Genomic DNA, 24,696 nt, shown 5'->3' with positions numbered 1-24,696 from the left:
CTGATGAGTAGTTTGCCCGAGCTATATTCGCGCTATGGCGCATTGTGGGGTGCCTGGCTTGGCACCATCATCCTGGCCATCGTGCTTTATATCGGGATTGTTTCCGCGTTGAATCTGTTCCGCAGGCAGGCCACGGCGCGCGTGGCCGCCGGAACGCATCCCTATGCGTCGGTGGTGTTGGCCGTCGTGGCTCGCAGCAGTCGCGTCATCATCGCCATACTGGCGCTGTTGCTGGGGCTGCGTCTGACGCAGGCCGTCTTTCCTTGGCAGAGTTGGATTTCCGATCACTTATGGTTCGTGCTGCTCGCCATGCAACTGGCGCTGTGGCTCGATGTGGCTTGCGTCAGCATATTGTCTCTGGTGGCGGCCCGGGCACGTGCGAGCGTGGTGACGACGACACTGCTCGCGTACTTATTGCGCACTGTCATTTGGGTGGTAACCCTGCTGGCCATCCTGGACAATTTGGGGGTAAACATCACCGCGTTGGTGACCAGCCTGGGCATAGGCGGTGTGGCCGTTGCGCTGGCTGTCCAGACGGTGTTAAGCGATCTGTTCGCCTCGATCTCGATTGGTTTGGACAAGCCATTTGAAGTCGGCGACTTCGTGGTGTTTGGTTCCGTGGCCGGCTCGATCGAGCATATTGGGCTAAAGACAACGCGCATCCGCAGCTTGGGCGGCGAACAAATCGTCTGCTCCAACACCGAATTGTTGAAACAAACTATCCAAAATTACAAAAGGATGGAACAACGTCGCGTAGTTTTTACACTCCGTGTGCCCTATGACACGCCGGTGTCCACCTTGTCGGAGTTGCCCGGCGACGTCAAGGCACAGATCGAAGCGCAAGCGGCGACGCGATTCGACCGGGCCCATATCGCTACCTTCGGTGACCATGGCTTGGAAATCGAAGCTGTCTACTATGTGATGAGCGCCGATTACAACCGCTATATGGATACGCAGCAGGCAATCAACCTCGGTATTTTGCGGGCGTTCGCGGCGCGAAACGTAACGTTGAGACCGCAAGAAAGAATGCTGCATTTACGGGAAGATCCCGCCGCGGAATCGGTCGAATGATCAGGCACGCTGCTTGCTCTGCTCCAAGAAGACCGGACAAATCGTCCACAATCGGGGAGCTAATATGTCGAGCACGGTTTTGCTTGTTGCGGGTGAGGCCTATCCACTGGTGAAGACTGGAGGCCTGGCGGATGCCGTTACGGGTCTAGTCCAGGCGCTGGAGCAGGCGGGGGTGCAGGTACGCTTGTTGGTGCCTGCTTATCGTGGTGTGCTGGAAAAGGTACGCGTCGATACGACGTGGCCCCTACCCGACTTGCCTCAAGGGCCGGCGCGGCTGGTCGCTGGCCGGTGTCGGACGACCGGGATGTCCTATCTCCTCCTCGACCACCCTGCTCTCTTTGACCGCCCCGGTTGTTATGTGGACGAGAACGGGCAAGATTATGCCGATAACGCCAGCAGGTTCGCGGCACTCGCCCATGCCGCGGCGGAAGTCGCGCGCGGTTTGCCCGGCTTGGAACGTCCGACGATCGTGCACGCCCATGATTGGCATGCCGGCCTGGTACCGCTGCTGATCAAGGCCGCCGAACTGCCTTCGGTAAAAACCGTACTCACTATCCACAACTTGGCCTTTCAAGGCGTATTTGACCCGGCATGTATTGATCAACTTGGGTTACCCGAGAGCGCGCGCCATGCGGAGGGTTTGTACGCCTGGGACCGCTTGAACTTCCTGCAGGCGGGGATTCTCCATGCGGATCGGGTCACCACGGTCAGCCATACCTATGCACGTGAAATTCTGACGCCAGAATTTGGATGTGGCTTGGAAGGCGCGCTGCGTTATCGCGGCGAGGCGCTGGTGGCGCTGCCTAATGGGATCGACGATGAGCTGTGGAACCCGGCGACGAACGTGCACTTGCAACCAAACGGTTTCAGCGCCAGCAACCTGGGCAATAAGGCCCGGTGGAAAGAGCATATTCAACGGGCCTTTGGGCTGACAGTCGATCCAGGCTCACTGCTGGTGGTCTCGTGCTGCCGCTTGACCGAGCAAAAGATGACCGATCTCACGGTGGAGGCGTTGCCGCGTGCACTCGCCGAGCATCCACGCCTGCAGTTTGCGATGTTGGGCAAAGGGGATCGCCGGTTTGAGGAAGCCTTTACACGTATCGCGGCCGAACATCCGGGACGTTGCGGGGTACGGATAGGCTATGACGAACCGACCGCGCATCGCCTTCAGGCCGGCGCGGATATGCTGTGGCATCCCAGCCGGTTTGAGCCATTTGGCCTGACCCCGTTGTATTCCATGCGGTACGGCACCCTACCTATCGTCACAGCCGTCGGTGGGTTGGCGGATTCTATTAAGGATCCGGGCTCGCATGCCGGCGAAGCGGCCATGATGCGCGCCAATGGCCTGTTCCTCGAATATCATGATGTCGATGGTGTGGTGGCAGTGCTGGCGCGGGCGCTTCAGCTGCGCTCGCGAGAAGCGGTGTGGCGCGCGATGCGTCGTAATGCCATGAACGGCGCGTATGGATGGAATCAGCGCGTGACGTCTTACTTGGATTTGTTCGAAACGCTTTCCGGCGATGGCATGTTGCGCGATCCAAGCGGTACGCGCTCGCGCACGCAGGTGCCGCCGTCGGCTGCTTCGGCATAAGGAGGACGCGGTGACCCCCTCCCCCGCTTTGCGGCTCTTGCGAGCCGGCGCCGTTGTGCGCGAAGCCTTGGTGCCATGGGTCCGCGCTGGGATTAACGGTGTTCTGCTTCCCGTGCCTTGGCGAACTGCGGGCGACCCGGCCGTGCCGCTGGATGCGGACATCGCCGCTGATGAGAACACGCCCGTCGTGGAAATGGTGCGCTCACAGGCGCAGCAGCTGCGTGGCCTGGGTGTGCGATGCTTCTTCGACATCGCGCTTGATCGCGTGGCACGCGATGCGGCGCCCACTACATGCCGCGTGGAATGGCTACAGACGGAAGGTGATTTGCCGGAACTGGATCCCCGCCTGCCGGTCGAGGCGCTACAAACGCGCACGGTGCGCGGAGATACCGATGCATTCGTGGATAGTTGGGTCCAGCGTTTGACGGCATGGGTAGACGCAGGCGTTGATGGGTTTTACCTGCAACGCCCGCAAGGGTTGCCAGCTAAGACTTTGCGCGAGCTGTTCACGCGTTTACGCCAACAGGCCCCGGAGGTCGCATTTATCGCGGCGACCCAAGGCATGCGGCCGGAGGAAATACGGCAGCGCGCATCGGTAGGCTTTGACTGGTCCGTCAACTCCCTGCCTTGGTGGGACGGTCGCGCGGACTGGCTTGCGGACGAGGATTGGCGCTTGCGCGAGATGGCGCCCGTGTTGGCACCGGTCGCGGTTGACGCGGATGCCCGTGCGGCGTGGTTGGCCGCTTTTTGCGGCGACGGCCTTTTGATTGAAGGCGACCCCGCCTCGGGTCCGTCCGAGAGCGTCGCTCAGGCAGTGGAATGGCACACGCGGGCAAGGCATCATGGACCACTGACCGTGGTAGGCGGACAGGCGGGTCGCGCGACGGTGCTGTTGCGCAGGAGCGCACAAGACGAAACGGTGGCGTTGGCCATCAGCCCCGCGGGAGAAAGTAGCTGCAAGATTGATATCCCCCCTCTCGCTGGATTGCTGACGCCTGGACCGCTTTCTCATTTGGATGGCCCTGAGGCTCTGCGACCGCGAGCGGGAAGCCTGGGCGACAGTCAATGCGCCCTATTGATTTGGCGCGGGCCCATGGAGGTCAAGCCCGGCGAGCGGCTGCCCCGCGACGAACGCTCTCCCCAGGCGCCCCGCCTGGCGATAGAGAACGTTGAACCCACGCTCGAAGTGGAAGGGTTGCCCGTCAAATGCATTGCGCATGAGCCATTGACCGTTCGCGCCACCATCATCATGGATGGACACGATAAGTTGGCGGCCGATCTATGCTGGCGGCCTTGCGATGGCAATTCGTGGCAGCGTGTGCCGATGCGCTTGCTAGGCAATGATCGGTGGGAAGCGGCCTTTGTCCCAGAACGCATCGGCGCGCATGAGTATCGTATCCAGGCCTGGCAGGATATATGGGCCGGGTATTGTCATGAATGGCATAGTAAGCACGACGCCGGCCAATCCATTATCACGCCATTGCATGAAGGTCTGGCCTGGCTGGAGCGGACCGTGGCGCAGGCCGAACGGCTGGGTGCCAAAGCCGAGCATCTGGGACGCCTGAAACGCGCGGTCAAAGCGGTACGTCAGGTACTCGATGGCAAGGCGGATGTGGGCGAAGTCCTGAAACAGCTGTGCGAACCATCGCTGTTGCAAATTATCCGTGACACCGCCGAACGCCCACACGCGCGGTCGAGCAATATTTATGCACTACGCGTCGATCGCAATCGCGCGCGTTACGCGAATTGGTACGAGCTCTTTCCTCGTTCGCAGGCCCAAGATCGCCATGGTCGTTTCGATGATGTGGTCGAACGCTTGCCGGATATCCGAGCGATGGGCTTCGACGTGCTGTACCTGACGCCCATCCACCCGATAGGCGAGCGTAACCGTAAGGGCCGCAACAATAGTTTGAAAGCGGAACCTGGCGACGTGGGCAGCCCCTACGCGATAGGCTCGGCGCACGGCGGGCATGACGCGGTGGCGCCCGAGTTGGGAACCCTGGAGGACTTCGAAAGACTGGTGCATGCCGCGCAGGCGCATGGCATGGAGGTGGCCTTGGATTTTGCGATCCAGTGTTCGCCCGATCACCCGTGGCTCAAGCGCCATCCAAACTGGTTTTCGTGGCAGGCCGATGGCAGCCTGCGCTATGCCGAGAATCCGCCCAAGCGCTACGAGGACATCGTCAATGTAGCGTTCTATGAGGGCCCGCCTCAGTGGCGGCGCAAGACGGCATTGTGGCGCGCATTGCGTGACATCGTGCTGTTTTGGGCCGAGCGAGGCGTGCGGATCTTCCGCGTCGACAATCCTCATACCAAACCTTTGCCGTTCTGGCAGTGGTTGATTGCCGAGGTGCATCTGCAGTATCCCGACACCGTGTTTCTGGCGGAGGCCTTTACGCGTCCTGCCATGATGTACCGGCTGGCCAAGGTCGGCTTCACGCAGTCATATACCTACTTCACATGGCGCAATCATCGACAGGAACTGGTGGACTATTTCACGGAGTTGTCCAGCGAGCCCGTCGCGAGCTTTTACCGGCCGCATTTCTTTGTAAATACGCCGGACATTAACCCCTATTACCTGCAATCGCATGGCCGGCCGGGTTTCCTGGCGCGAGCTGCACTGGCGGCGACGGGATCTGGGCTATGGGGGATTTACAGCGGGTTTGAATTATGTGAGTCGGCGGCGTTGACGGGGCGCGAGGAGTATCTCGATTCCGAGAAGTACGAGTTACGGCCGCGCGACTGGCATCAGCCGGGCAACATCCGCTCGGAAATCACCAAACTGAACGCGATTCGCCGCGCTAACCCTGCCCTGCAATCGCATCGCGGCTTTGATCCGCTGACCGCGTGGCCGGAATCCGTCATCGCGTACCTCAAGCGGGCCCCGGGCGGCGCGAATGTCGTCCTGATCGTCATCAATCTGGACCCGCAGCAAGCGCTGGAGGCCGTAGTGCGCATGCCCTCGTCCCATGGCGAAGCCGAGGATCTCCTCACGGGCACGCGCACTGGCTGGGGTGATGGGATGGCTCGTTTTCGGCTGACGCCTGAAGCGCCCTACGCGATCTGGCGGCTGCCGGCCGACCCAATCGGAGCATAAGGAATGACCCAGACATTTAATGATGATCCGCTCTGGTTCAAAGATGCTGTGGTGTACCAGCTGCACGTAAAGTCGTTCTTCGATGCGAATAACGATGGAATCGGCGACCTGCCAGGCTTGCTGGCGAAGTTGGACTACATCGCCAGCCTAGGCGTGACGGCGATATGGTTATTGCCGTTTTACCCTTCACCGCGTCGTGACGATGGCTACGACATCGCCGACTATCGCAGCGTGCACACCGACTACGGCACGGTGAGCGATTTGCGACGGCTCATCCGCGCCGCCCACGCGCGCGGTCTGCGTGTCATCACGGAGCTTGTGGTGAACCACACCTCGGATCAGCATCCGTGGTTCCAACGCGCGCGGCGCGCCAAGCCGGGTTCCGTGGCGCGTAACTATTACGTGTGGTCGGATACCGACCGCGCCTATGACGGCACCCGCATCATTTTCTGCGATACCGAGACGTCAAATTGGACGTGGGATCCTGTGGCCAATGCGTACTACTGGCATCGCTTCTATAGCCACCAGCCCGATTTGAATTATGACAATCCCCATGTGCTGCGAGAAGTGCTGGGGGTGATGCGCTATTGGCTGGATATGGGGGTCGATGGTTTGCGCCTGGACGCTGTGCCGTATCTGGTGGAGCGCGAGGGCACGAATAACGAGAACCTGCCTGAAACGCACGCGGTATTGAAGAAAATCCGCGCGGTGGTGGAACGCGAATATCCAGGCCGCATGTTGCTGGCCGAGGCGAATCAATGGCCGGAAGATGCCCAGGAATATTTCGGGCAAGGCGACGAGTGCCATATGTCGTTCCATTTCCCGCTGATGCCGCGTATGTATATGGCCATCGCGCAAGAGGATCGCTTTCCCATCCTGGACATCATGCGGCAAACGCCGGATATCCCGGAGAACTGCCAATGGGCGATCTTTCTGCGCAACCATGATGAGTTGACGCTGGAAATGGTCACCAGCCGGGAACGCGACTACCTCTGGAAGGTGTATGCGGCGGACACCCGCGCGCGCATTAACCTGGGGATCCGCAGACGCCTGGGCCCGCTGTTAGAGCGCGACCGCCGTCGGGTGGAGTTGATGAACAGTCTGCTCCTGTCAATGCCAGGCACGCCGGTGCTGTATTACGGTGATGAAATCGGCATGGGCGACAACATTCATCTCGGCGACCGCGATGGCGTGCGCACACCCATGCAGTGGTCGGCCGATCGCAACGGTGGGTTCTCGCGTGCCGATCCGGAGCGGCTCCAGCTGCCGCCCATCATGAGTCCGTTGTATGGCTACGAAGCCATCAACGTCGAGGCGCAACAGCGCGATCCACATTCCTTGCTTAATTGGACACGCCGCATGCTGGCGCAGCGTGGCCAGACGCAAGCGTTTGGCCGCGGCACGCTGAAGTTTCTGTCCCCCGGCAACCGCAAGATCCTGGCGTATCTGCGGCAGTGGCAGGACACGACGATTCTATGCGTGGCGAATCTGTCGGCATCCGCCCAACCCGTCGAGCTGCCGCTGCAGCAGTATGCCGGGGCGGTGCCCGTGGAAATGTTGGGCGGATCGGTATTTCCGGCCATTGGCGAGTTGCCCTACCTGCTGACACTACCGCCTTATGGTTTTTATTGGTTCACATTAAGCCGCGAGGCCAGCGCGCCTTCGTGGCATACCCAAACGCCGGAACAAATGCCTGAACTTGTTACGCTTGTATTGAAGCCGCGTGGCGATTTGGCGCTGACCGAAGGCGCCCGTCGCGTGCTCGAGAACGAAGTGCTGCCCGAGTACCTGGCGCGTCAGCGTTGGTATCCCGGCAGCGCGCCACAGGATCTGAAATTAGGAGAAGTAATTCCCCTGCCCGGTCATGTGGGTCGCTACTACTGGGTCTCCATTCAGCATGCGGCTGACAAACCGCCGCTACAGATGCCGGTCGCGCTGGTCTGGGGCGAGCAAGCCGAGGTGCACTATCCCGCGGCGCGGCTGCGTCGGGGTGCGGAACTGGGCTTCCTCGCTGATGGGTGCCTACAAGAATCGTTTATCCGTGCGTTGGTCGATGGGCTACGTCAGGGTGCCAGCGATGCGCGGTTGGTGTTCCGACCCGAGCCGGGTGCGCGGGAGATCACCGAGGTCGAGTCGCCATCGGTGCGGTGGCTCGGTGCAGAGCAGAGCAACAGCTCGGCCATTGTCGATGATCATGTGATGGTGAAGGTGCTGCGTTCGCCATCGCCCGGGCCATCTTGGGAAGCCGAAATGGGCCGGCGCTTGACGGCGGCCGGGTTTACCAACACCCCTGCATTGCTCGGCACGCTGGAACGCAAGCACGATAACGGCAGCACCACGCTCGCGCTGTTCCATCAGTTCGTCGCCAACGAGGGAGACGCCTGGGGTTGGACCCTGGATTATCTGCGTCGGGTACTGGACCCGGCGCTGGTTGCCGGCGAAGAGGCCGAAGCTTTCGAAGAACGCCTCGCGGGATACATGGCGTTTGTACGGATCGTGGGGCAACGTTTGGCCCAGATGCATGCAGCGCTCTTCGATGTGGACGCCGAACCCGGCGACCCCGAAGAGACTGTCAATCGAATCAATGGACAGCTGCGTGATGCCTTGGCCGCGTTGAAAAAACACCGGGCGGATCTGCCACCAGCCCTGCAAGCCAGCGCGCAATGGCTGGAAGAACACGCCCCGCGTCTGGAAACCCGAATCCGCGACATCGCGGCGCTTGAACAGAACGTGCCGCGTCAGCCGGTGCATGGAGATTTCCATTTGGGACAAGTTTTGGTCGTACAAACCGATGCGTATCTGATCGATTTCGAAGGCGAGCCCTTGCGCGATGCGGATGCGCGCCAAGCGCCGGATACGGTCTATAAAGACCTGGCCGGCCTGTTGCGCTCGTTCGACTATGCGGCCAGTGTCGGGGCCCGCACGACCGCGCTCGCGCCCGCAGCGCCCGAGACCACGGGCGCACCGCCGGCCGATGCGCTGGCGGGAACCATGACGAGTCGGCACGATGCCTTGTTGTGCCGGTTCCGCACGTTGGCATCCGAGGCCTTTCTGCAAGGCTATCGCGAAGCCCGTACGCCTACGGCCGAGATCTCGGCTCAAGACGAGGCCGCCTTGTTATCGTTGGCCCAGCTCGAGAAAGCCGCCTACGAGGTTTGCTACGAGGCCGCGCATCGGCCGACCTGGATTCCCGTACCGCTGGCTGCATTGGCTGAGCTGGGTCGAGAGCTCCTGCTTTCGGCAGCTGTGCGTGACGACAGCGCCGCCGGAGGTCAAGTATGAGTTTCGCGCGCTTGTCGGATGCGGAACGCCGCGCGTTGGTAGACGGTTCACATGGCGATCCATTTTCCGTGCTGGGTCCGCATGGCGAAGATCTGCGTGTGCTGATGCCTGGCGCGCTCGAAGTACGCGCGCGGCTAGCGGATGGGACAGAGGTCATGCTGGACGGCCAGGATGGCTTGTTTCACGCAGTGATTCCAGACCTGCGTGGCAAAGGCCCGCAAGCCTATACCCTCGTGGTGCGATGGGCTGACGGTGAGCAGGAACTCGCCGACCCGTATGCCTTTGATTCGTGGTTGTCGGACGAGACTCTCACGGCATTTACCAATAGCGATTGGAAAGCGGTGCTGCAAATGCTGCCCCGTTTGGAGGACCACCAAGGCGTGCCCGGCCTGCGCTGCACGGTCTGGGCTCCGAATGCGCGCCGGGTGTCGATCGCCGGGGACTTTAACGGTTGGGACGCACGCCGCCACGGGATGCGCTTGCGTCATCGCGCGGGGGTGTGGGAGTTTTTCCTGCCGCACGCCGTGGCGGGTCAGCGCTATAAGTTCGCGATTCTGGATCATGAGGGCCAGTTGCGCTGGAAAGCCGATCCCTTGGCGCAGCAAGCCGAACTGCCGCCGAACACGGCCTCCATCATTGCCGATACGCAGCCTTATGCGTGGCAGGACGACGCGTGGATGCGGGATCGCGATGCATCGGTGGACCGGCCTGTTTCGGTCTACGAGGTGCATGCGGGGTCTTGGAGCAGCGCGAACGATTGGGAGGAGCTTTCCCAGCGTTTGCCCGAGTACGCCAGGGCAATGGGCTTTACCCACATCGAGCTGATGCCGGTTGCGGAGTATCCCTTTGGCGGATCGTGGGGCTACCAGCCACTGGGCCAGTTCGCGCCTACCTCGCGTTACGGCTCGCCCGAGGCATTCGCGCGATTCGTGGATCGCTGCCATGCCGCGGGCATCGGGGTGATCATGGACTGGGTCCCCGCACACTTCCCGGATGACCCGCACGGTCTCGCACTGTTCGATGGCACGGCGTTGTATGAGTACGCCGATCCGCGCGAAGGCTATCACCCTGACTGGCATAGCTGCGTGTATAACCTGGGCCGCAACGAAGTCCGCGCGATGCTGCTGGCCAGCGCGCATCAGTGGCTAAATCGTTTTCACGTCGATGGGCTGCGCGTCGACGCGGTGGCATCGATGTTGTATCGGGATTACAGCCGCAAAGCTGGCGAATGGATACCCAATCGCTACGGCGGCCGGGAGAATCTCGAAGCGATCGAATTTCTGCGCGCGTTGAACGACAGCGTGCATGAACGCGAGGACGGTGCAATCACCATCGCCGAGGAATCGACCTCATGGCCGGGGGTAACGCGGGCCACGACCAGTGGAGGCTTGGGCTTCGACTACAAGTGGAACATGGGGTGGATGAATGACACCCTGCGTTATATGAAGGAAGACCCGGTGCATCGGCGTTATCACCACCGGGACATGACGTTCGGGATGGTGTATGCGCATTCTGAACACTTCATTTTGCCGCTTTCGCACGACGAGGTCGTGCACGGCAAGGGTTCCTTATATGGCCGCATGCCGGGCGATCAAGAAACCCGCATCGCCAATCTGCGCGCGTACTTCGGCTTCATGTGGCTCCATCCGGGCAAGAAATTGCTCTTTATGGGCGGCGAAATCGCGCAACCGCATGAGTGGCACCATGACCATGTCCTCGCCTGGGATCTGCTCGATCATCCTGCCCATCGCGGTGTGCAGCGCCTGGTTCGCGCCCTCAACCAACTTTATTGCAACGAGCCTCTGCTGTATCGGGGCGACAGCGACCCCGCAGGCTTTGCCTGGACCATAGGCGACGACGCCAACAACAGCGTTCTCGCGTTTGAACGTCGTCATGGCGATGCCCCACCTTTGCTGGTGGTTTGCAATCTGACGCCCGTGACGCGTTCGGACTATCGCATCGGCGTATCGCGCGGCGGCGAATGGCGCTTGCGTTTGAATACCAGCGATGCGAGCTACGGTGGCCACGCGCAACCCGTCGATCAAACCTGTACGGCCGAGGGTATCGCGGCTCACGGCCATGAGCAGAGCTTGAGTCTCACACTACCGGGCTTGACCACATTAGTGCTTAAGCCTGCCGATCCTTCCCATCCTTGAGAACCCTCCAACATGGACGCAACTTTATCGGCACCCCTGGAACCTGGTCTGCCTTATCCCCTGGGAGCGACCAGCGACGGGCTCGGCGTAAACTTCGCGGTGTTTTCGGCCAATGCCACCAGCATTGATCTTTGTCTGTTTGATCCCAAGGGACGCAAGGAGCTGCGGCGCGTGCCCTTGCCGGAATGCACCGATGAAATCTGGCACGGGTATTTGCCGGATGCCGAGCCTGGGCTGCTTTATGGCTATCGGGCTTACGGGCCGTTCGACCCGGTTCATGGGCACAGATTCAACCCGAACAAGCTGCTGCTCGATCCGTATGCGCGCCAGTTGAATGCGCCGCTGCGTTGGGGCGATGGATTGTTCGGTTATCGCCTCGGCCATTCAAAAGGTGATCTGACGTTGGATCGTCGCGATAGCGCGCCCTTGATGCCCAAGGGTATCGTGACGGCGGACGCCCCATTCAACTGGGGTAACTCACGCCCACCCAGCGTGAGCTGGGAAGACACGGTGGTCTACGAAGTCCACGTGCGCGGCGCCTCGATGCAGCGCGAGGACCTGCGAGCCCCATTGCGCGGCACCGCCGCCGCTTTAGGCGACCCTAAGTTCATCGACCACCTTATGCGCCTGGGCGTGACGACGGTCGAAATCATGCCGGTCCATGCCTTTCTGCAAGACCGATTCCTGATTGAGCGCGATTTGCGCAACTATTGGGGCTACAGCTCCCTTTCCTTTTTTGCGCCGGAACCCGCGTATACGCCTCAAGGCCCCAACGAGTTGCGTCAAGCGATCCGCCGCCTGCATGCGGCGGGCATCCAAGTGTGGCTGGACGTCGTCTACAACCATACTTGCGAGGGTAACGAGTGGGGCCCGACCTTGTCATGGCGGGGCCTGGATAACGCTAGCTACTACCGTCTGATCCCTGGCGAGGAGCGTTACTACATCAACGACACGGGTTGCGGCAATACGCTCAATATTTCGCATCCACGGGTGCTGCAAATGGTCATGGACTCGCTGCGCTATTGGGCGCAGTCCTATGGGGTGGATGGATTCCGCTTCGATCTGGGCGTGACCCTGGGTCGCGAGGGCACGGGCTTTGACCAGGGCTCGGGGTTTTTTGATGCCATTTTGCAAGATCCCGTCTTGGCGAAATGCAAGCTCATCTCTGAACCCTGGGATATCGGCCCGGATGGGTATCAGCTGGGCAATCACCCGCCCGGATTCGCGGAATGGAATGGCGCATTCCGCGATAACGCGCGGCGGTACTGGCGTGGCGATGAAGGCCAACGCGGCGCGATCATGGATGCGCTCACGGGGTCTCGATCGCTATTCGATCGACGCCACCGTCGGCCATGGGCGAGCGTCAACTTCATCACTGCCCATGATGGATTCACCCTCGCCGACTTGGTCAGCTATAACGAACGCCACAACGAGGCCAACGGCGAAGACGGTCAGGATGGCCATTCGGATAATCTGAGCAATAACTGGGGCGTGGAAGGCCCGACTGATGACGTCGCGATCCTAGAAACCCGCACGCGTGTCGCGCGCTCGTTGCTTGCGACGCTCTATTTCTCCGATGGCACACCGATGATGTTGGCCGGCGATGAATTCGGCAACACGCAATCCGGCAACAACAATGCCTATTGCCAGGATAACGCCTTGTCGTGGCTGGATTGGAACCAGGCGCAAAGTCCGGAGGGTCGAGAGCTAAGCGCTTATGTGGGCCGTTTAACCGAGCTGCGACGTGCGCATCCCAGCCTGCATGCGCAGCGTTATCTGGATCCCGCCCAGGAACTGGCGCCAGGCATGCGGCGTGTCGAATGGTTCGAGCCAGACGGCCAGCCGTTGACGCAGCCGGAAACGGGCGCGGCGCTGGGCCTGCGACGCGCGACACACGGGCGCAACAACGAACTCGACATCACGCTATTGCTGTTGAATCCCACCGCGGATCCGGTGACGTTCACCGTGCCTGGACCAGAACTGTCATGGCAACGCGCCCTGGATTCGGCCGACCTGTCCGTCTCCGACGCGTTGCAGGAGTCCACGGTCGAGGTTCAAGCGCATAGCGTGGTTTTACTCGCCACGACCTTTTCGGCCGGAGATGCACAATGAGCCCCTTTTTTGGCGCCACGCCCAATCCTGACGGCAGCGCGCTTTTCCGCCTATGGGCGCCCTCGGCGCAGCCAGGCCTGCGCCTGGAAATCGCCGGCCGTGCGCCCTTGGAACTGACTCCCGGACCGGATGGGTTGGTGGAGATCGAGGTGCCCCAATGTCCGCCCGGGACGCGCTACGCCTATCGTTTGGGCGACGGCACACGCATCCCAGATCCTGCTTCGCGCCTGCAAGATGGGGATGTGCATGATGAAAGCGTCGTAGTTGGTGACGAGTACGTCTGGCGCAATACGCGCTGGCAGGCTCCGCCTTGGGAACAGGCCGTAATCTACGAAGTGCATGCCGGCGCAGCGGGCGGATTTGACGGACTGCGCGAACGCTTGCCGGAACTCGCCGCACTAGGCGTCAATGTGGTGGAGCTAATGCCTATCGCCGATTTCCCGGGCCCGCGCAATTGGGGCTACGACGGCGTGCTGCCATATGCACCGGACACCGCGTATGGCTCGCCGGACGCGTTAAAACACTTGATCGATTGCGCCCACGGATTGGGCATTGCCGTGATGCTCGACGTGGTCTACAACCATTTCGGGCCAGATGGCAACTACCTGCCGCAGATAGCCAAGCCGTTCTTTCGCGAGGATATTTCCACCCCCTGGGGCGCAGCGATCGACTTCCGCCGACCGGAGGTGCGACGCTACTTTGAAGACAACGCCTGCTATTGGCTCGACGAATATCGCTTCGACGGCCTGCGTCTGGATGCCGTGCATGCGATCGAGGCCGATGACTGGCTACGCGAATTTCCTCAACGCGTGCGCGAGCGCCTGGGTTCGCGCCGCGTGTATCTCGTCATCGAAGACGATAAAAATCGTGCCAGTCTTTTGCGTGCGGGTTTTGACGCACAATGGAATGATGACGGCCACCATGTGCTTCATCATCTACTGACCGGAGAAAAGACCAGCTACTACAGCGACTATGCCGAGGAACCCGCGCAAATCCTGAGTCGCTGCCTGCAACAGGGATGGCATTATCAAGGGCAGGCGTCGGTGTTTCGCGGCGGCGAATGCCGGGGCGAGCCGAGCGATGACTTGCCGCCCTCTTCCTTCATCTGGTTTTTGCAGAACCATGATCAGACCGGCAATCGCGCGCTGGGCGAGCGGCTGCGTCAGCTTTGCGATGAACGCGCGCTTTGCGCGGCTATCGCCATGCATCTGCTCTCGCCCGGGATTCCGATGATTTTCATGGGCGAGGAAGTCGGTTCCACCGCGCCATTTCTCTACTTCACCAGCCATACCGACGAAGCATTGGCCGAGGCGGTGCGCCAGGGTCGCGCACGCGAGTTCTCTGAACTAGCCAAGCACGCCGATCTGCCCGACCCCAACGCGCCGGAAACGTTCGAGCGCAGCCTGCCCTGGGGGGGCAACGGCGTACGACGCGCTTGGATTGCCTACTACACGTTCCTGTTGGATTTGCGTCAGCGGTACCTCAAGCACCGTCTCGCCGGGGCCCGTAGCGAACCGGGTCGCGTGTTGGGTCCGGCCGCCGTGCAAGCGCATTGGCGCCTGGGCGATGGCAGCCGCCTGATCATTCTGTCCAACCTTGGACCGGAGCCGGTGGAGGTGCCCGAGCCGATCCCGGTCACGCCCTATCAGTCACTTCAGTATGAATGCCAAAGCGGCGGCTTGGCCCAACTGGTGGGTGGCGTGTTGCTCCCGTTTTGTACGCTGTGCTTGATCGAGGAACGGCCATGACGAACGGCGCCCGGGATCTTTCTGCACTGGCGCAACGCGCGGGTCTGCAGGAACGTTGGATCGATGCGCACAAAAACACGCAGCGCGTGGAGGCTGCGTCCTTACGGGTTCTCCTGAAGGCGTTGGGGCTGCCAGCCGATAACGATGACGATGTCGCCGCCAGCCATGCGGCGCTGGACGCCGAAGCTCGCGCCCAGGATCCGCTGCAGGTGCAGCGCGCGGGCAGCGTGGCCGTGCTGTCCGGCTGGCGAGAGGGTGCGGGAGAGCTGATCGCTGAAGATGGCGGCGAGATGTACGCCGTCACCCTTGAATCTTATGATGGCGGCGCGTGCTTGCGTTTAAGTGCGCCACCCGGCTATTACACCCTGCGCCAGGCGGGCCAGGAACCCCAGCGATTGGCGATAACCCCGCGAGCGCCGGACATGGCCGCCCTGCTTGGACGCGACGCGCCGCGTAGTTGGGGTCTGATGGCGCAGGTGTATAGCCTGCGTCGCAGCGACCCGAACCCGGTGCGAGGTACCTGGGGCTATGGCGATCTGGGCACGGTAGCTGAACTTTCGCAGCGTCTGGGCGCAGCCGGCGCGGATGTACTGGCGTTGAATCCCCTACACGCCATGTTCAGCGCGCTTCCGGGGTCATGCAGCCCCTACTCACCGTCGAATCGTTTCTTTCTGAACGTGCTGTATGCCGCTCCCGCCATGGTGCTGGGCGAAGACGCGGTGCGTGAGTCGCTTAGCGCGATGCCTCAAACGGACTTGGCCGCCTTGGACAGCGCGTGCGTCATCGACTGGCCTCGTGCCGCGGCCACTCGGATGCAAATATTGCGCGAGCTGCACGGGCGTTTTGGTCAGTTGGATGCCAAGCACCAACGAGACTATCGTGCGTATTGTGAACGCCACGGCCAACGCCTGCGTGATCACGCGGTATTCGAAGCCTTGCACGGTAGCCAAGGCGATCCTTCGACGCTCTGGACAGGCTGGCAAACCGGATGGCAAGACCCCCGCTCCGCGTCGGTACGCGAATTCGCGAGACAGCACGCGCGCGAGATCGATTTCCATTGTTTTGCTCAGTGGCTGACGGCGGCCAGCCTCGCGCGCGCCCAGTCAGCTGCGATTGACTCCGGAATGTGTATCGGATTGCTTAGCGACTTGGCCGTGGGAGTCAGCCCAGGAGGCAGCCAGGTCTGGAGCGATTCAGAAAGCTTCCTGCAAGGCGTGTCGGTCGGCGCTCCGCCGGACCTCTATCAGCCGCGCGGGCAATCCTGGGGCTTGGCGGCATTGTCGCCGCGCGCGCTGCAGCAGCGTGGCTACGAGCCGTTCATTGGCGTTTTGCGCGCGGCGCTGGCCCAGACGGGCGGCACGCGCATCGACCATATCCTCGGTATGGAGCGCCTATGGCTGGTTCCCGAAGGCGGCACGCCCGCCGAGGGAGCATATTTGAATCTGCCGAGCGAAGCTTTGATGGGCCTCATCGCCCTGGAGGCATGGCGCCATCGCGGTCTGGTGATCGGTGAAAACCTGGGGACGGTGCCTCCGGGCTTTGACGAGAGAATGGCCGAACACGGCATCGCGGGCATGAACGTCTTATGGTTCATGCGCGAACCGACCTCCACGCGTCCCGCTTTCCTGGGCACCGAAGATTGGCCGGTCGAAGCGGCGGCGCTGACGACGACCCACGATCTGCCGACCCTGTCAGGTTGGTGGAAAGGCACCGACATCTTGCAACGCGAGCAAGCCGGACGTCTGCGCGACGATGAGTCGGCGGCTTCACTGCTCCAAGAGAGGCAATCCGAGAAGCAGGCGCTTTGGGACACCATGCAGGAAGAGGCCACGCTGCCAGACGCTGCGCCGGCCGAGGCGCTCCTGAATTTCGTGGCGAGCACGCCCTGCGAGCTCGTACTGGCGGGCATGGAGGACATTGCCGGTATCGACGAGGCACCCAATGTTCCGGGCACAGTGACTGAGTTTCCAAACTGGCAGAGACGATTACCCGGTGACACGCTTGCGCAATTCGATTCCCCAGAATGGCAATCCCGCCTGGAAGCCCTGCGCCAGGGACGGAGAACCCTATGACGCTGAACCTCGCAACCCGGGTCGCCGATACATCTCCCACGCCGCGCGCCAAGCCCCGCTCGACCGCGCAAAAGCGGCGCCCGAACGCGACGAAACGCACGACTACGCCAGCGGACAAAACCGCTACTGCACCCCCATGCGAATCCATCAAGGGCCTGGTGTATTGCGACGATCGCGGCCCCGGCCTGCGACGCGTGCGCGGCAAGGATGGCGAATTCCAATATGTCGATGCCGACGGACGACGCGTGCATGATGAAGCCACGTTGGCCCGCATACGCGCATTAGCCATCCCGCCCGCCTACGAAGACGTCTGGATATGTCCCATGGAAAACGGACACATTCAGGCGACGGCGCGAGATGCTCGCGGGCGCAAACAGTATCGCTATCACCCGGAATGGACCGCGAACCGCAACGCCAACAAGTTCCAACAGTTGGCGCTATTCGGCGCGTCGCTGCCGCGCATCCGTCGCCGGGTACAGCAGGATCTCGCCCGGCCCGGGTTACCGCCCGAGCGGGTCCTGGCGTTAGTAGTCACGCTATTGGAGCGCACCCTCATCCGTATTGGATCTGACGAATATGCGCGCCAGAATCGATCTTATGGCTTGACGACGCTCTCGCGACGCCACACCAAGGTGGATGGCAGCCAAATCCGTCTCACCTTTACCGGCAAGAGCGGCGTCGCGCACGACATTACCGTGCGCGACCGACGCTTGGCGCGGCTGGTGCGGCAGTGCATGGAAATCCCGGGCCAACGTCTCTTTCAGTATCGGGACGAATCGGGACAACGCCGGGCGGTCGATTCCAGTATGGTCAATGATTATCTGCGCGCTGCCTGCGCGCAGGATTTCACGGCCAAACATTATCGAACCTGGGCAGCATCGGTGTATGCGTTCGATTTGCTGCGCAGCAACCCCCAGGCCTCGGTGCCAGAGGTGATTAAAACGGTTGCCAGTCGCTTGGCGAACACCCCCAGCGTCTGCCGCAACTGTTATGTCCACCCCTCGGTGCTAGAGGCCCATGCCGCCGCCGCGCTGCCCTGCAAAGGCTCAGCCCCTCGGTCTCCCAAGGGGCTGAGCGTGGCCGAGCGCCGGTTTTTGGCGTTTCTGGCAAATCAGACTTTTTCCGGCTCCGGATCCGGCATGACCACGTAGCCTTCGGCGGCGTAGGCCATCAAGCGGTTGTACAGGGTTTTGGGACTCACGCCCAGCAAGGTAGCCGCCTGCTTTTTCACCCCGGCGCACCGTTCTAACGTGGCCAGAATCAGCTTGCGCTCTGCGTCCGCCAGCGTGGTATCCACCGGTACATCAATGCAATCCCCACTGGCCGGCTTTTTACCGATCTGCATCCGGCGCTTGACCGGCGCGTTCAGCGTGTCGCCATCGGCCATGACGTAGGCCCGTTGCACATAGTTTCGCAACTCGCGGACGTTGCCAGGCCAGTTATGGGTCAGCAGTTGTTCGTACACCTCGGGGGAAAACACCCGTTGAGTACCATGCATTTCATTAAGATCCGCGAGGAATCGATCCGCCAGCAATTGAGGGTCGGATTCGCGTGCGCGCAAGGGCGGCAACTCTAGCGGGAACACGGCCAGGCGGTAATACAGATCCTCGCGCAGGCGCCCATCGCGTACGGCTTGCTCCGGACTACGGTTAGTCGCCGCGACGACCCGCACGTCACATTTTTGGATCTTGTGACTGCCCACGCGCATGAACTCGTGGCTTTCCAAGACGCGCAGCAGCTTGACCTGCAGCTCCAACGGCATTTCCGTCACTTCGTCGAGGAATAAGGTCCCGCCATCGGCCTGCTCGAAATAGCCCTTATGTTGCCGGTCCGCCCCGGTGAAGCTGCCCCGCTCGTGGCCGAACAGCTCGCTTTCCATCAGGTTGGGCGAGATCGCGCCGCAGTTGACGGCGATATACGGCTTGTCGGCGCGCTTGCTGGCCTTGTGAATGGCTTCCGCGGCGAGCTCTTTGCCCGTGCCGCTCTCGCCAATCAGCATGACCGTGGTGTTGGTGGGTCCCACCCGGGCAATGCTGCGGTAGACCTCCTGTATCCCGGCGGACTCGCCGACCATGCGGCCGCGAAAACCCTCTGCCGGGATGTGTTCGGCCGTACTGGCAATCCGATCCAGAATGCTTTGCAGGCGATCCATGCAGATGGGTTTGCGCAGGAAATCGCGCACTCCTAGACGCATGGCTTCGACGGCATAATCGACCGAGCTATAGCCCGTCATCACGACGACTTCGCTGCCCAGCGCACTGGCGTTGCGGCACACTTCCAGGCCATCGCCGCCCTTGACGCGGATGTCCGCCAACAGCAGTTGGGGCGGACGCAAAGTAAGTTGTTCTAGCGCTTCGCTGACCGAAGCAGCTTCCCCGACGGAAAAACCGCTATCGCGCGCGACTTCTGATAGCGTGTCGCGTATCAGATCGTCGTCGTCGAGGATCAATAAGTGAGGCATAGCATCATCTCCTAGCGCCAATCTTGAATGTTGGGTAGACCTTTCGTGACACTTGCCTCCCGACTTCAATTACGGGAGAGCCGACACTATGCCTGAAACATCATGACCAGACTGTTACTTTGTGCGGTCGTTTGCTCTTTCTTGCAATTACATACGAATTGCGCGGAACCCTGACCGTTTCAGGCATGAGTCTTGCGGGAAAAGGTTGAAATTTAAGGAGTCCTTTTCATGAACGCAAGCGTCTCAAACAACCCTGATCCTTTTGGTCCTAGCGATTCCTCGGACAGCGCGAGCGACCGGCCAGGACATCCCGCCGATAGCGATGCCCCCGGCACTGGCGAGCGTGCCTCCGCGGACCTCCCGACAGCTCAGCCCGAGGACGCTCAGGATATCGATATCGATCAAGAAGTCAATGCGGACGACGCGGGCCTGGCCCGCACGCCGCCCGACCCGGAACGTAATGGGGGTTTGCCTCCCGCCTCGGGTCATTCCTTGGGCGGAGAAATCGAGGATTAATCCCTCGACGACGTCCGGTTTTGCAATTGTCGGGCCCCGCTAAGTCGGGGCCCGTTTCGTAAAGAGTTAATGGCTGCACGTCCCTATACCGCCCCGGCTGACCGGTCGCGCCTACGCAGCGCCGGACTTGCTGCCGCAAGCACGCTCTTGTGCGAGTGTCACTAACAAGCGTTCCAACGCGTCGAAGTTCATCGGCTTGACCAAGTGATGGTCGAACCCCGCTTCCTTGGAACGGCGACGGTCGTCTTCTTGCCCCCATCCGGTCATGGCTACGAGCGTCGCGGTACAACCGGCTTCGCGCACGCGGCGCGCAACCTCGTACCCGTTCATCCCTGGCATGCCGATATCCAGCATGATCACTTCCGGCTGGAAAGCATCCAACATCGCCAACGCGCTCGGCCCATCGGCGGCAACCTGAACCTGTGCCCCGAAGGATTCCAGCACGAGCGACGTGGTCTCGGCAGAATCGCGGTTGTCATCGACCACAAGAATCCGCCCTAGACCCTGCGCCGCTTGCATCGGCATGGTCGGGGCAGCCGCCCTGGGTGGCGCGGGCGGCATGGGCAGGCGCAGGACAAACTCGCTGCCCTGATTATGCCCACCGCTATGAACATCGACACGCCCGCCATGCAGCTCGACCAGCGTACGGACGAGCGTCAGGCCGATCCCTAAGCCCCCCTGCCCTCGCGCGCCATCCAACTGTGTAAACAGATCGAATACGTGCGATATCTGGTCGGCGGGAATCCCTACTCCGTTGTCGGTGACCGAAATCACAGCCGCGTCGGCCTCGCAGCGTACGCGTAGACGGATGTGCCCGCCATTGTTGGTGTATTTCGCCGCGTTGGTCAGCACATTCGAAATGACCTGAGCGAGCCGCACCGGATCCGCCTCCAAGACGATCGGGGATTCGGGTAGATCCAGGGTCAGAGTATGTTCCCCGGCTTCAATGGCCGCGCGGCACGTCTCCAACGCGTTGCGCACCACATCGGCGATTTCGACGGGTTCCTTGCGCAGTGAAATTCTGCCGTTATTGATCCGGGCGATCTCCAGCAAATCGTCCACCAGTCGGTGCATATGCGCGACTTGCCGCTGCAGCATGTCGTGGATGCGTGCCGTCTCCTCGGGACTCGCCCCCTGCTTGAGCAGGTAGAGTCCGTTGTGCATGGGCGATAAGGGATTACGCAGCTCGTGCGCCAGCGTGGCGAGAAACTCGTCCTTGCGGCGATGGGCTTCTAACAGTTCTTGCTCGACGCGTTTGAGCTCGGTGATGTCTTGCAGCACCAGGCATGCACCGATAAGGCTGCGGTCGTCGGTGCGCAAAGGCGTAGCGGTCGAGCGTAACCAGTACTCGCGCCCATCCGGGGCGGTGTATTGCATTTCCATGCCCTGGGTGACGACTTCACCACGCAACGCGCGCTGGCCGGGCCAGTCTTCCACAGGCACCGGCTTCTCATTCTCGTCCCAGGCACGCCATCGGCTATGCTCCGCGGGGACGGTGGTTGGCATGGCCATCGGCGCATAACCGCTCATCATGGAATTGGTCAGGATCCATCGCCCCGTGACGTCCGCGACCCCCAGGCCCACGGGGAGCTGTTCGATGATCGTGCGTAGCCGAACTTCGTTGGCGCGCAGTGTGCGCAAGGTCTCCTGCCGCAACCGCGACAAACGCAGATGGGCACTGACGCGTGCCACGAGCTCGCGGGCGGAAAAGGGTTTGACCAGATAGTCGTCGGCGCCGGCCTCCATGCCTTCCACACGGGCTTCCTCGCCCGCTTTCGCCGACAACAGAATGACCGGCAAAGCCCGCGTGACCGCGTCGCTGCGCACCGCGCGCAATAGCGACAGCCCGTCCAAGCCGGGCATCATCACGTCGGCAATCAGCAAATCCGGCGGGGACTTTCGTATGCTGGCCAGCGCCGAGGCGCCATCGGTCGCGGCGCGCACCTCATATCGGGTTGCCAATAAACGGCCCAAGTAGTCGCGCATGTCCGCGTTATCGTCTACATAGAGAACCACGGGGCGCGAGCGCGTGGCCTCGTGCACGGCGATGGGCGCCGCGTCTTCGGTGAGCCATTGCGCGGCCTCTAATGTATAAGGCCCGCTGAGATTACGCGTCTTGGGCGGTGCGGCGCGGTTGATATCCTCGGCCCGCAAATGTGCCGTGCCCTTGGGCAGCCTCACGGTGAAAGCGCTCCCCGCGCCCGGCTGGCTGTCGACGCGGATGCTGCCCCCATGCAGTTTGACGAGTTCGCGCACCAAAGTCAGCCCAATTCCCGTGCCTTCGTGGGTGCGCGACGGGACGCCCTCGACGCGATGGAATCGCTCGAAAATAGCCTGGTGCTCGGCACCGGCAATACCGATCCCGGTGTCGGACACGCAAAGCTCGACTTGCGTACCGAGATCGCGCAGGGTTACCGCGATTTCGCCTCTCGGGGTGTACTTGAACGCATTGGATAGCAAATTGAGGAGGATTTTCTCGTACAGATCGCGCGCGACATAAACCTCGACGCTATCGCAGTCGACCCGCAGGCGCAGCCCCGCCGCCTCGATAGCCGAGCGGAATGCGCTGACATGCTCGGCCGTGACACGGCCCAGATTGACGGGCTCGAAGCAGGCCTGCAATTGTCCCGCTTCGATACGCGAGAAATCGAGCAGCGTGTTAACCAGCTTTTGCAGCCGCAGTGCGTTGCGATGCAACATATGCAGTTGCTTGCGGTCCAGCGGGTTACTCGGGTTCTCCAGTGCTTCTTCCACTGGCCCAAGTATCAGGGTCAGGGGTGTGCGGAATTCATGGCTGACATTAGAGAAAAACGCCGTCTTTGCGCGATCCAGTTCAGCCAACGCCTGAGCGCGACGGCTTTCCAGCTCAAAGGTAGCGGCACTGTTCAACGCACTGGCGCTATGGCTTGCCACCAACGCGAGAAAATCGCGGTAGGGTTCATCGAGCGGCCGGCGCGGGCTGACCCCCAGCACCATCACGCCGTTGACGGCCCCATCAGGCAACCAGTCCAGCGGAACCAGCCGGGCGAATCGCGCGGGCTCCGGCCAAGCGCCCTGCTCCATCTGCACGTCCAGGGCGCTCAACTCCACGGTCATTGACTGGCCACTAGATGCGACCTCCTGTAGTGGCCACGAAATCGCTTCAGCGTCGGACACCACCAAGCCCGTGCTGGCCAACATCTTGGCGTGCTCGCCCTCAATGCTATAAATCGCGGCGAAGGGCACGTCCTCCTTGCTAGTGCTCAGTTCGGCACAGATATTGACCGCGGCGGCGGGGATACCGCCGTCAGGCAGACGGCGCGTGCTGAGCTGGCGCAGTACGTTCAGCCGGCGCGTACTCAGAATTTTTTCCGTGGTCTCGGTACACGGACAGAATATCCCTTCGACCGTCACCCCGTCCGACGCCAGAATCGGCCCATAGGTGAACGTGAAGTACACCTCTTCACGCGGCAACGCACGTTCAAAGAAAAACTGATGGTCGCTGCGCCAAGTGGCCTCTCCCATGGCATAAACACTTGAGAGCATCGGGCCAATCTCGTCCCAGATCTCTGGCCAAGCCTCGGAAGCCCGCTTCCATAGCGCCCCGGGATGCTTGTGGGGCCCGAGGAAGGGAATGTACGCGTCGTTATAGAACATTCGCATATCCGGGCCCCACCACAGCACGATGGGGAAGCGCGAACTCAAGCACAGGCTTAATGCGCTACGCAAACGCTCGGGCCAAGTATCCGGAGGACCGATAGATGTATCGGCCCAGGAAAATGCCCGTATCTGTTGGGCCATTTCACCCTGTGCGGGGAGGAATCCAAAGGATGATTGCGCTGTCGATGCCACGTCGCGGTTCTATCTAAATTTATAAGCGGCTAGAACTACACAGTCGCGTGCCCCGCCGCGTGAGCTACATTACCCAACTTCCTCCGACCTACACCGACGAGGAAGCAACAATTTATCATTGCGAGTAACGAAATATTATTAAAGTTCAAAGTGCACGGTGATAGATCAAGCGAGCTCATCTCCCCCAGCACTCTCGCACTACGTCCTCACCAAGGCACAACAGAAATCAGCACCGCGAAGATAACGGCAACGGCCGCGATAGTGAGAAGTCGTGTTGTCTTGGGGCTCATAGCTGTCCTTTCGCTGTGGATATTTAAAGGCGGTCCGCGTGATACAGACAGGCGGGCCGCCCGATTACTGTCATTTCCTGCTACCAAGCAAATTTCATGCCCGAGATTGGCCGTTGCCGAGCCGGCCGCCTTGACGATCTCAGGAAAAGTCTCCGGCTCCCAATTGAATTGACCCCTCGGCAGGCACTGATCGAACACGCTGCGCGGCATCTCGGACGGAATCGGCTCCGGATTCGAAGGCTTTGAGCAGTTCTACAGCGGTATCGTCCGCCGCCCCGAACCGGCGGCGCAGCACATCCCCTGAAATCTCAAACTGTCTCACCACCCCGTTGAGCTCCATGTTGAACACAATTGCGTCGCCCTGCGTTTTGGCTTCCGTCGCTTTAGTGAACTTCATCTCAGTTACTCCTAGGTAAGCGGTCCGTCATATTGGCTAAAGCCGTGGCGTTTTAGCCATCTCTCAGCACCC

Annotated in this window: 13 protein-coding genes; 10 read left to right on the top strand and 3 right to left on the bottom strand. The window is 61.3% G+C overall.

Annotation, left to right across the window (positions count from 1 at the left end; genetic code table 11):
- The first annotated feature begins 3 nt into the window (after nt 1–3).
- From GOQ28_RS13210 to GOQ28_RS13170, 9 genes are all read left to right on the top strand, one after another.
- Nucleotides 4–1,071, top strand: a complete 1,068-nt coding sequence (locus tag GOQ28_RS13210) for a mechanosensitive ion channel family protein (RefSeq protein WP_160356785.1) — start codon at nt 4–6, stop codon at nt 1,069–1,071.
- A 64-nt stretch (nt 1,072–1,135) separates the two neighbouring features.
- Nucleotides 1,136–2,662 carry a glycogen synthase GlgA gene (glgA, locus tag GOQ28_RS13205; protein WP_160356784.1) on the top strand — a complete coding sequence of 509 codons (1,527 nt, stop codon included), beginning with the start codon at nt 1,136–1,138 and terminating at the stop codon, nt 2,660–2,662.
- Nucleotides 2,663–2,672: 10 nt separating this feature from the next.
- The gene (locus GOQ28_RS18765; RefSeq protein ID WP_160356783.1) at nt 2,673–5,759 is read left to right on the top strand and encodes a maltotransferase domain-containing protein; all 3,087 of its coding nucleotides are present in this window, start codon (nt 2,673–2,675) and stop codon (nt 5,757–5,759) included.
- Between the two features lie 3 nt (nt 5,760–5,762).
- Entirely contained in the window at nt 5,763–9,041 is a 3,279-nt protein-coding gene (treS, locus tag GOQ28_RS13195; RefSeq protein ID WP_160356782.1) for a maltose alpha-D-glucosyltransferase, read from the top strand.
- Nucleotides 9,038–11,197, top strand: a complete 2,160-nt coding sequence (gene glgB, locus GOQ28_RS13190; RefSeq protein WP_160356781.1) for a 1,4-alpha-glucan branching protein GlgB — start codon at nt 9,038–9,040, stop codon at nt 11,195–11,197. Before treS ends, glgB begins: the two co-directional genes overlap by 4 nt.
- Before the next feature lie 12 nt (nt 11,198–11,209).
- A complete protein-coding gene (gene glgX / locus GOQ28_RS13185) occupies nt 11,210–13,309 on the top strand; it encodes a glycogen debranching protein GlgX (protein ID WP_160356780.1) in 2,100 nt (699 codons plus the stop codon).
- Nucleotides 13,306–15,057: a malto-oligosyltrehalose trehalohydrolase gene (gene treZ, locus GOQ28_RS13180; protein WP_160356779.1), complete on the top strand. Its 1,752-nt coding sequence runs from the start codon at nt 13,306–13,308 to the stop codon at nt 15,055–15,057. Before glgX ends, treZ begins: the two co-directional genes overlap by 4 nt.
- The gene (malQ, locus tag GOQ28_RS13175) at nt 15,054–17,129 is read left to right on the top strand and encodes a 4-alpha-glucanotransferase (protein ID WP_160356778.1); all 2,076 of its coding nucleotides are present in this window, start codon (nt 15,054–15,056) and stop codon (nt 17,127–17,129) included. The genes treZ and malQ overlap by 4 nt, the downstream gene beginning before the upstream one ends.
- Nucleotides 17,126–18,280, top strand: coding sequence for a DNA topoisomerase IB (locus tag GOQ28_RS13170; RefSeq protein ID WP_160356777.1), 1,155 nt, complete (start codon nt 17,126–17,128; stop codon nt 18,278–18,280). Before malQ ends, GOQ28_RS13170 begins: the two co-directional genes overlap by 4 nt.
- On the opposite strand, the gene GOQ28_RS13165 is transcribed toward GOQ28_RS13170, so the two are convergent.
- Nucleotides 18,241–19,590, bottom strand: coding sequence for a sigma-54-dependent transcriptional regulator (locus GOQ28_RS13165; protein ID WP_160356776.1), 1,350 nt, complete (start codon nt 19,588–19,590; stop codon nt 18,241–18,243). The two genes, GOQ28_RS13170 and GOQ28_RS13165, sit on opposite strands and share 40 nt — an antisense overlap.
- 228 nt (nt 19,591–19,818) lie before the next feature.
- On the opposite strand from GOQ28_RS13165, the gene GOQ28_RS13160 reads away from it, so the two are divergent.
- On the top strand, nt 19,819–20,106 hold the full coding sequence (locus GOQ28_RS13160) for a MatE family transporter (RefSeq protein WP_160356775.1): 288 nt from the start codon (nt 19,819–19,821) through the stop codon (nt 20,104–20,106).
- Nucleotides 20,107–20,217: 111 nt separating this feature from the next.
- Here the strand turns inward: GOQ28_RS13160 and GOQ28_RS13155 are convergent, their stop codons facing one another.
- Nucleotides 20,218–23,886 (bottom strand): ATP-binding protein, encoded by a 3,669-nt coding sequence (locus GOQ28_RS13155; RefSeq protein WP_160356774.1) that lies wholly within the window; start codon nt 23,884–23,886, stop codon nt 20,218–20,220.
- A gap of 480 nt (nt 23,887–24,366) precedes the next feature.
- On the bottom strand, nt 24,367–24,624 hold the full coding sequence (locus GOQ28_RS13150) for a DUF1488 family protein (RefSeq protein ID WP_160351649.1): 258 nt from the start codon (nt 24,622–24,624) through the stop codon (nt 24,367–24,369).
- Between the last annotated feature and the right edge of the window lie 72 nt (nt 24,625–24,696).

Origin of the sequence: Bordetella sp. 02P26C-1, from assembly GCF_009763255.1 — a bacterium.
In the GTDB taxonomy this organism is placed as follows: Bacteria; Pseudomonadota; Gammaproteobacteria; order Burkholderiales; family Burkholderiaceae_B; genus Bordetella_A.
Note: the sequence above shows the minus strand (reverse complement) of the source record. Positions and strands in the feature narration are given on the sequence as shown.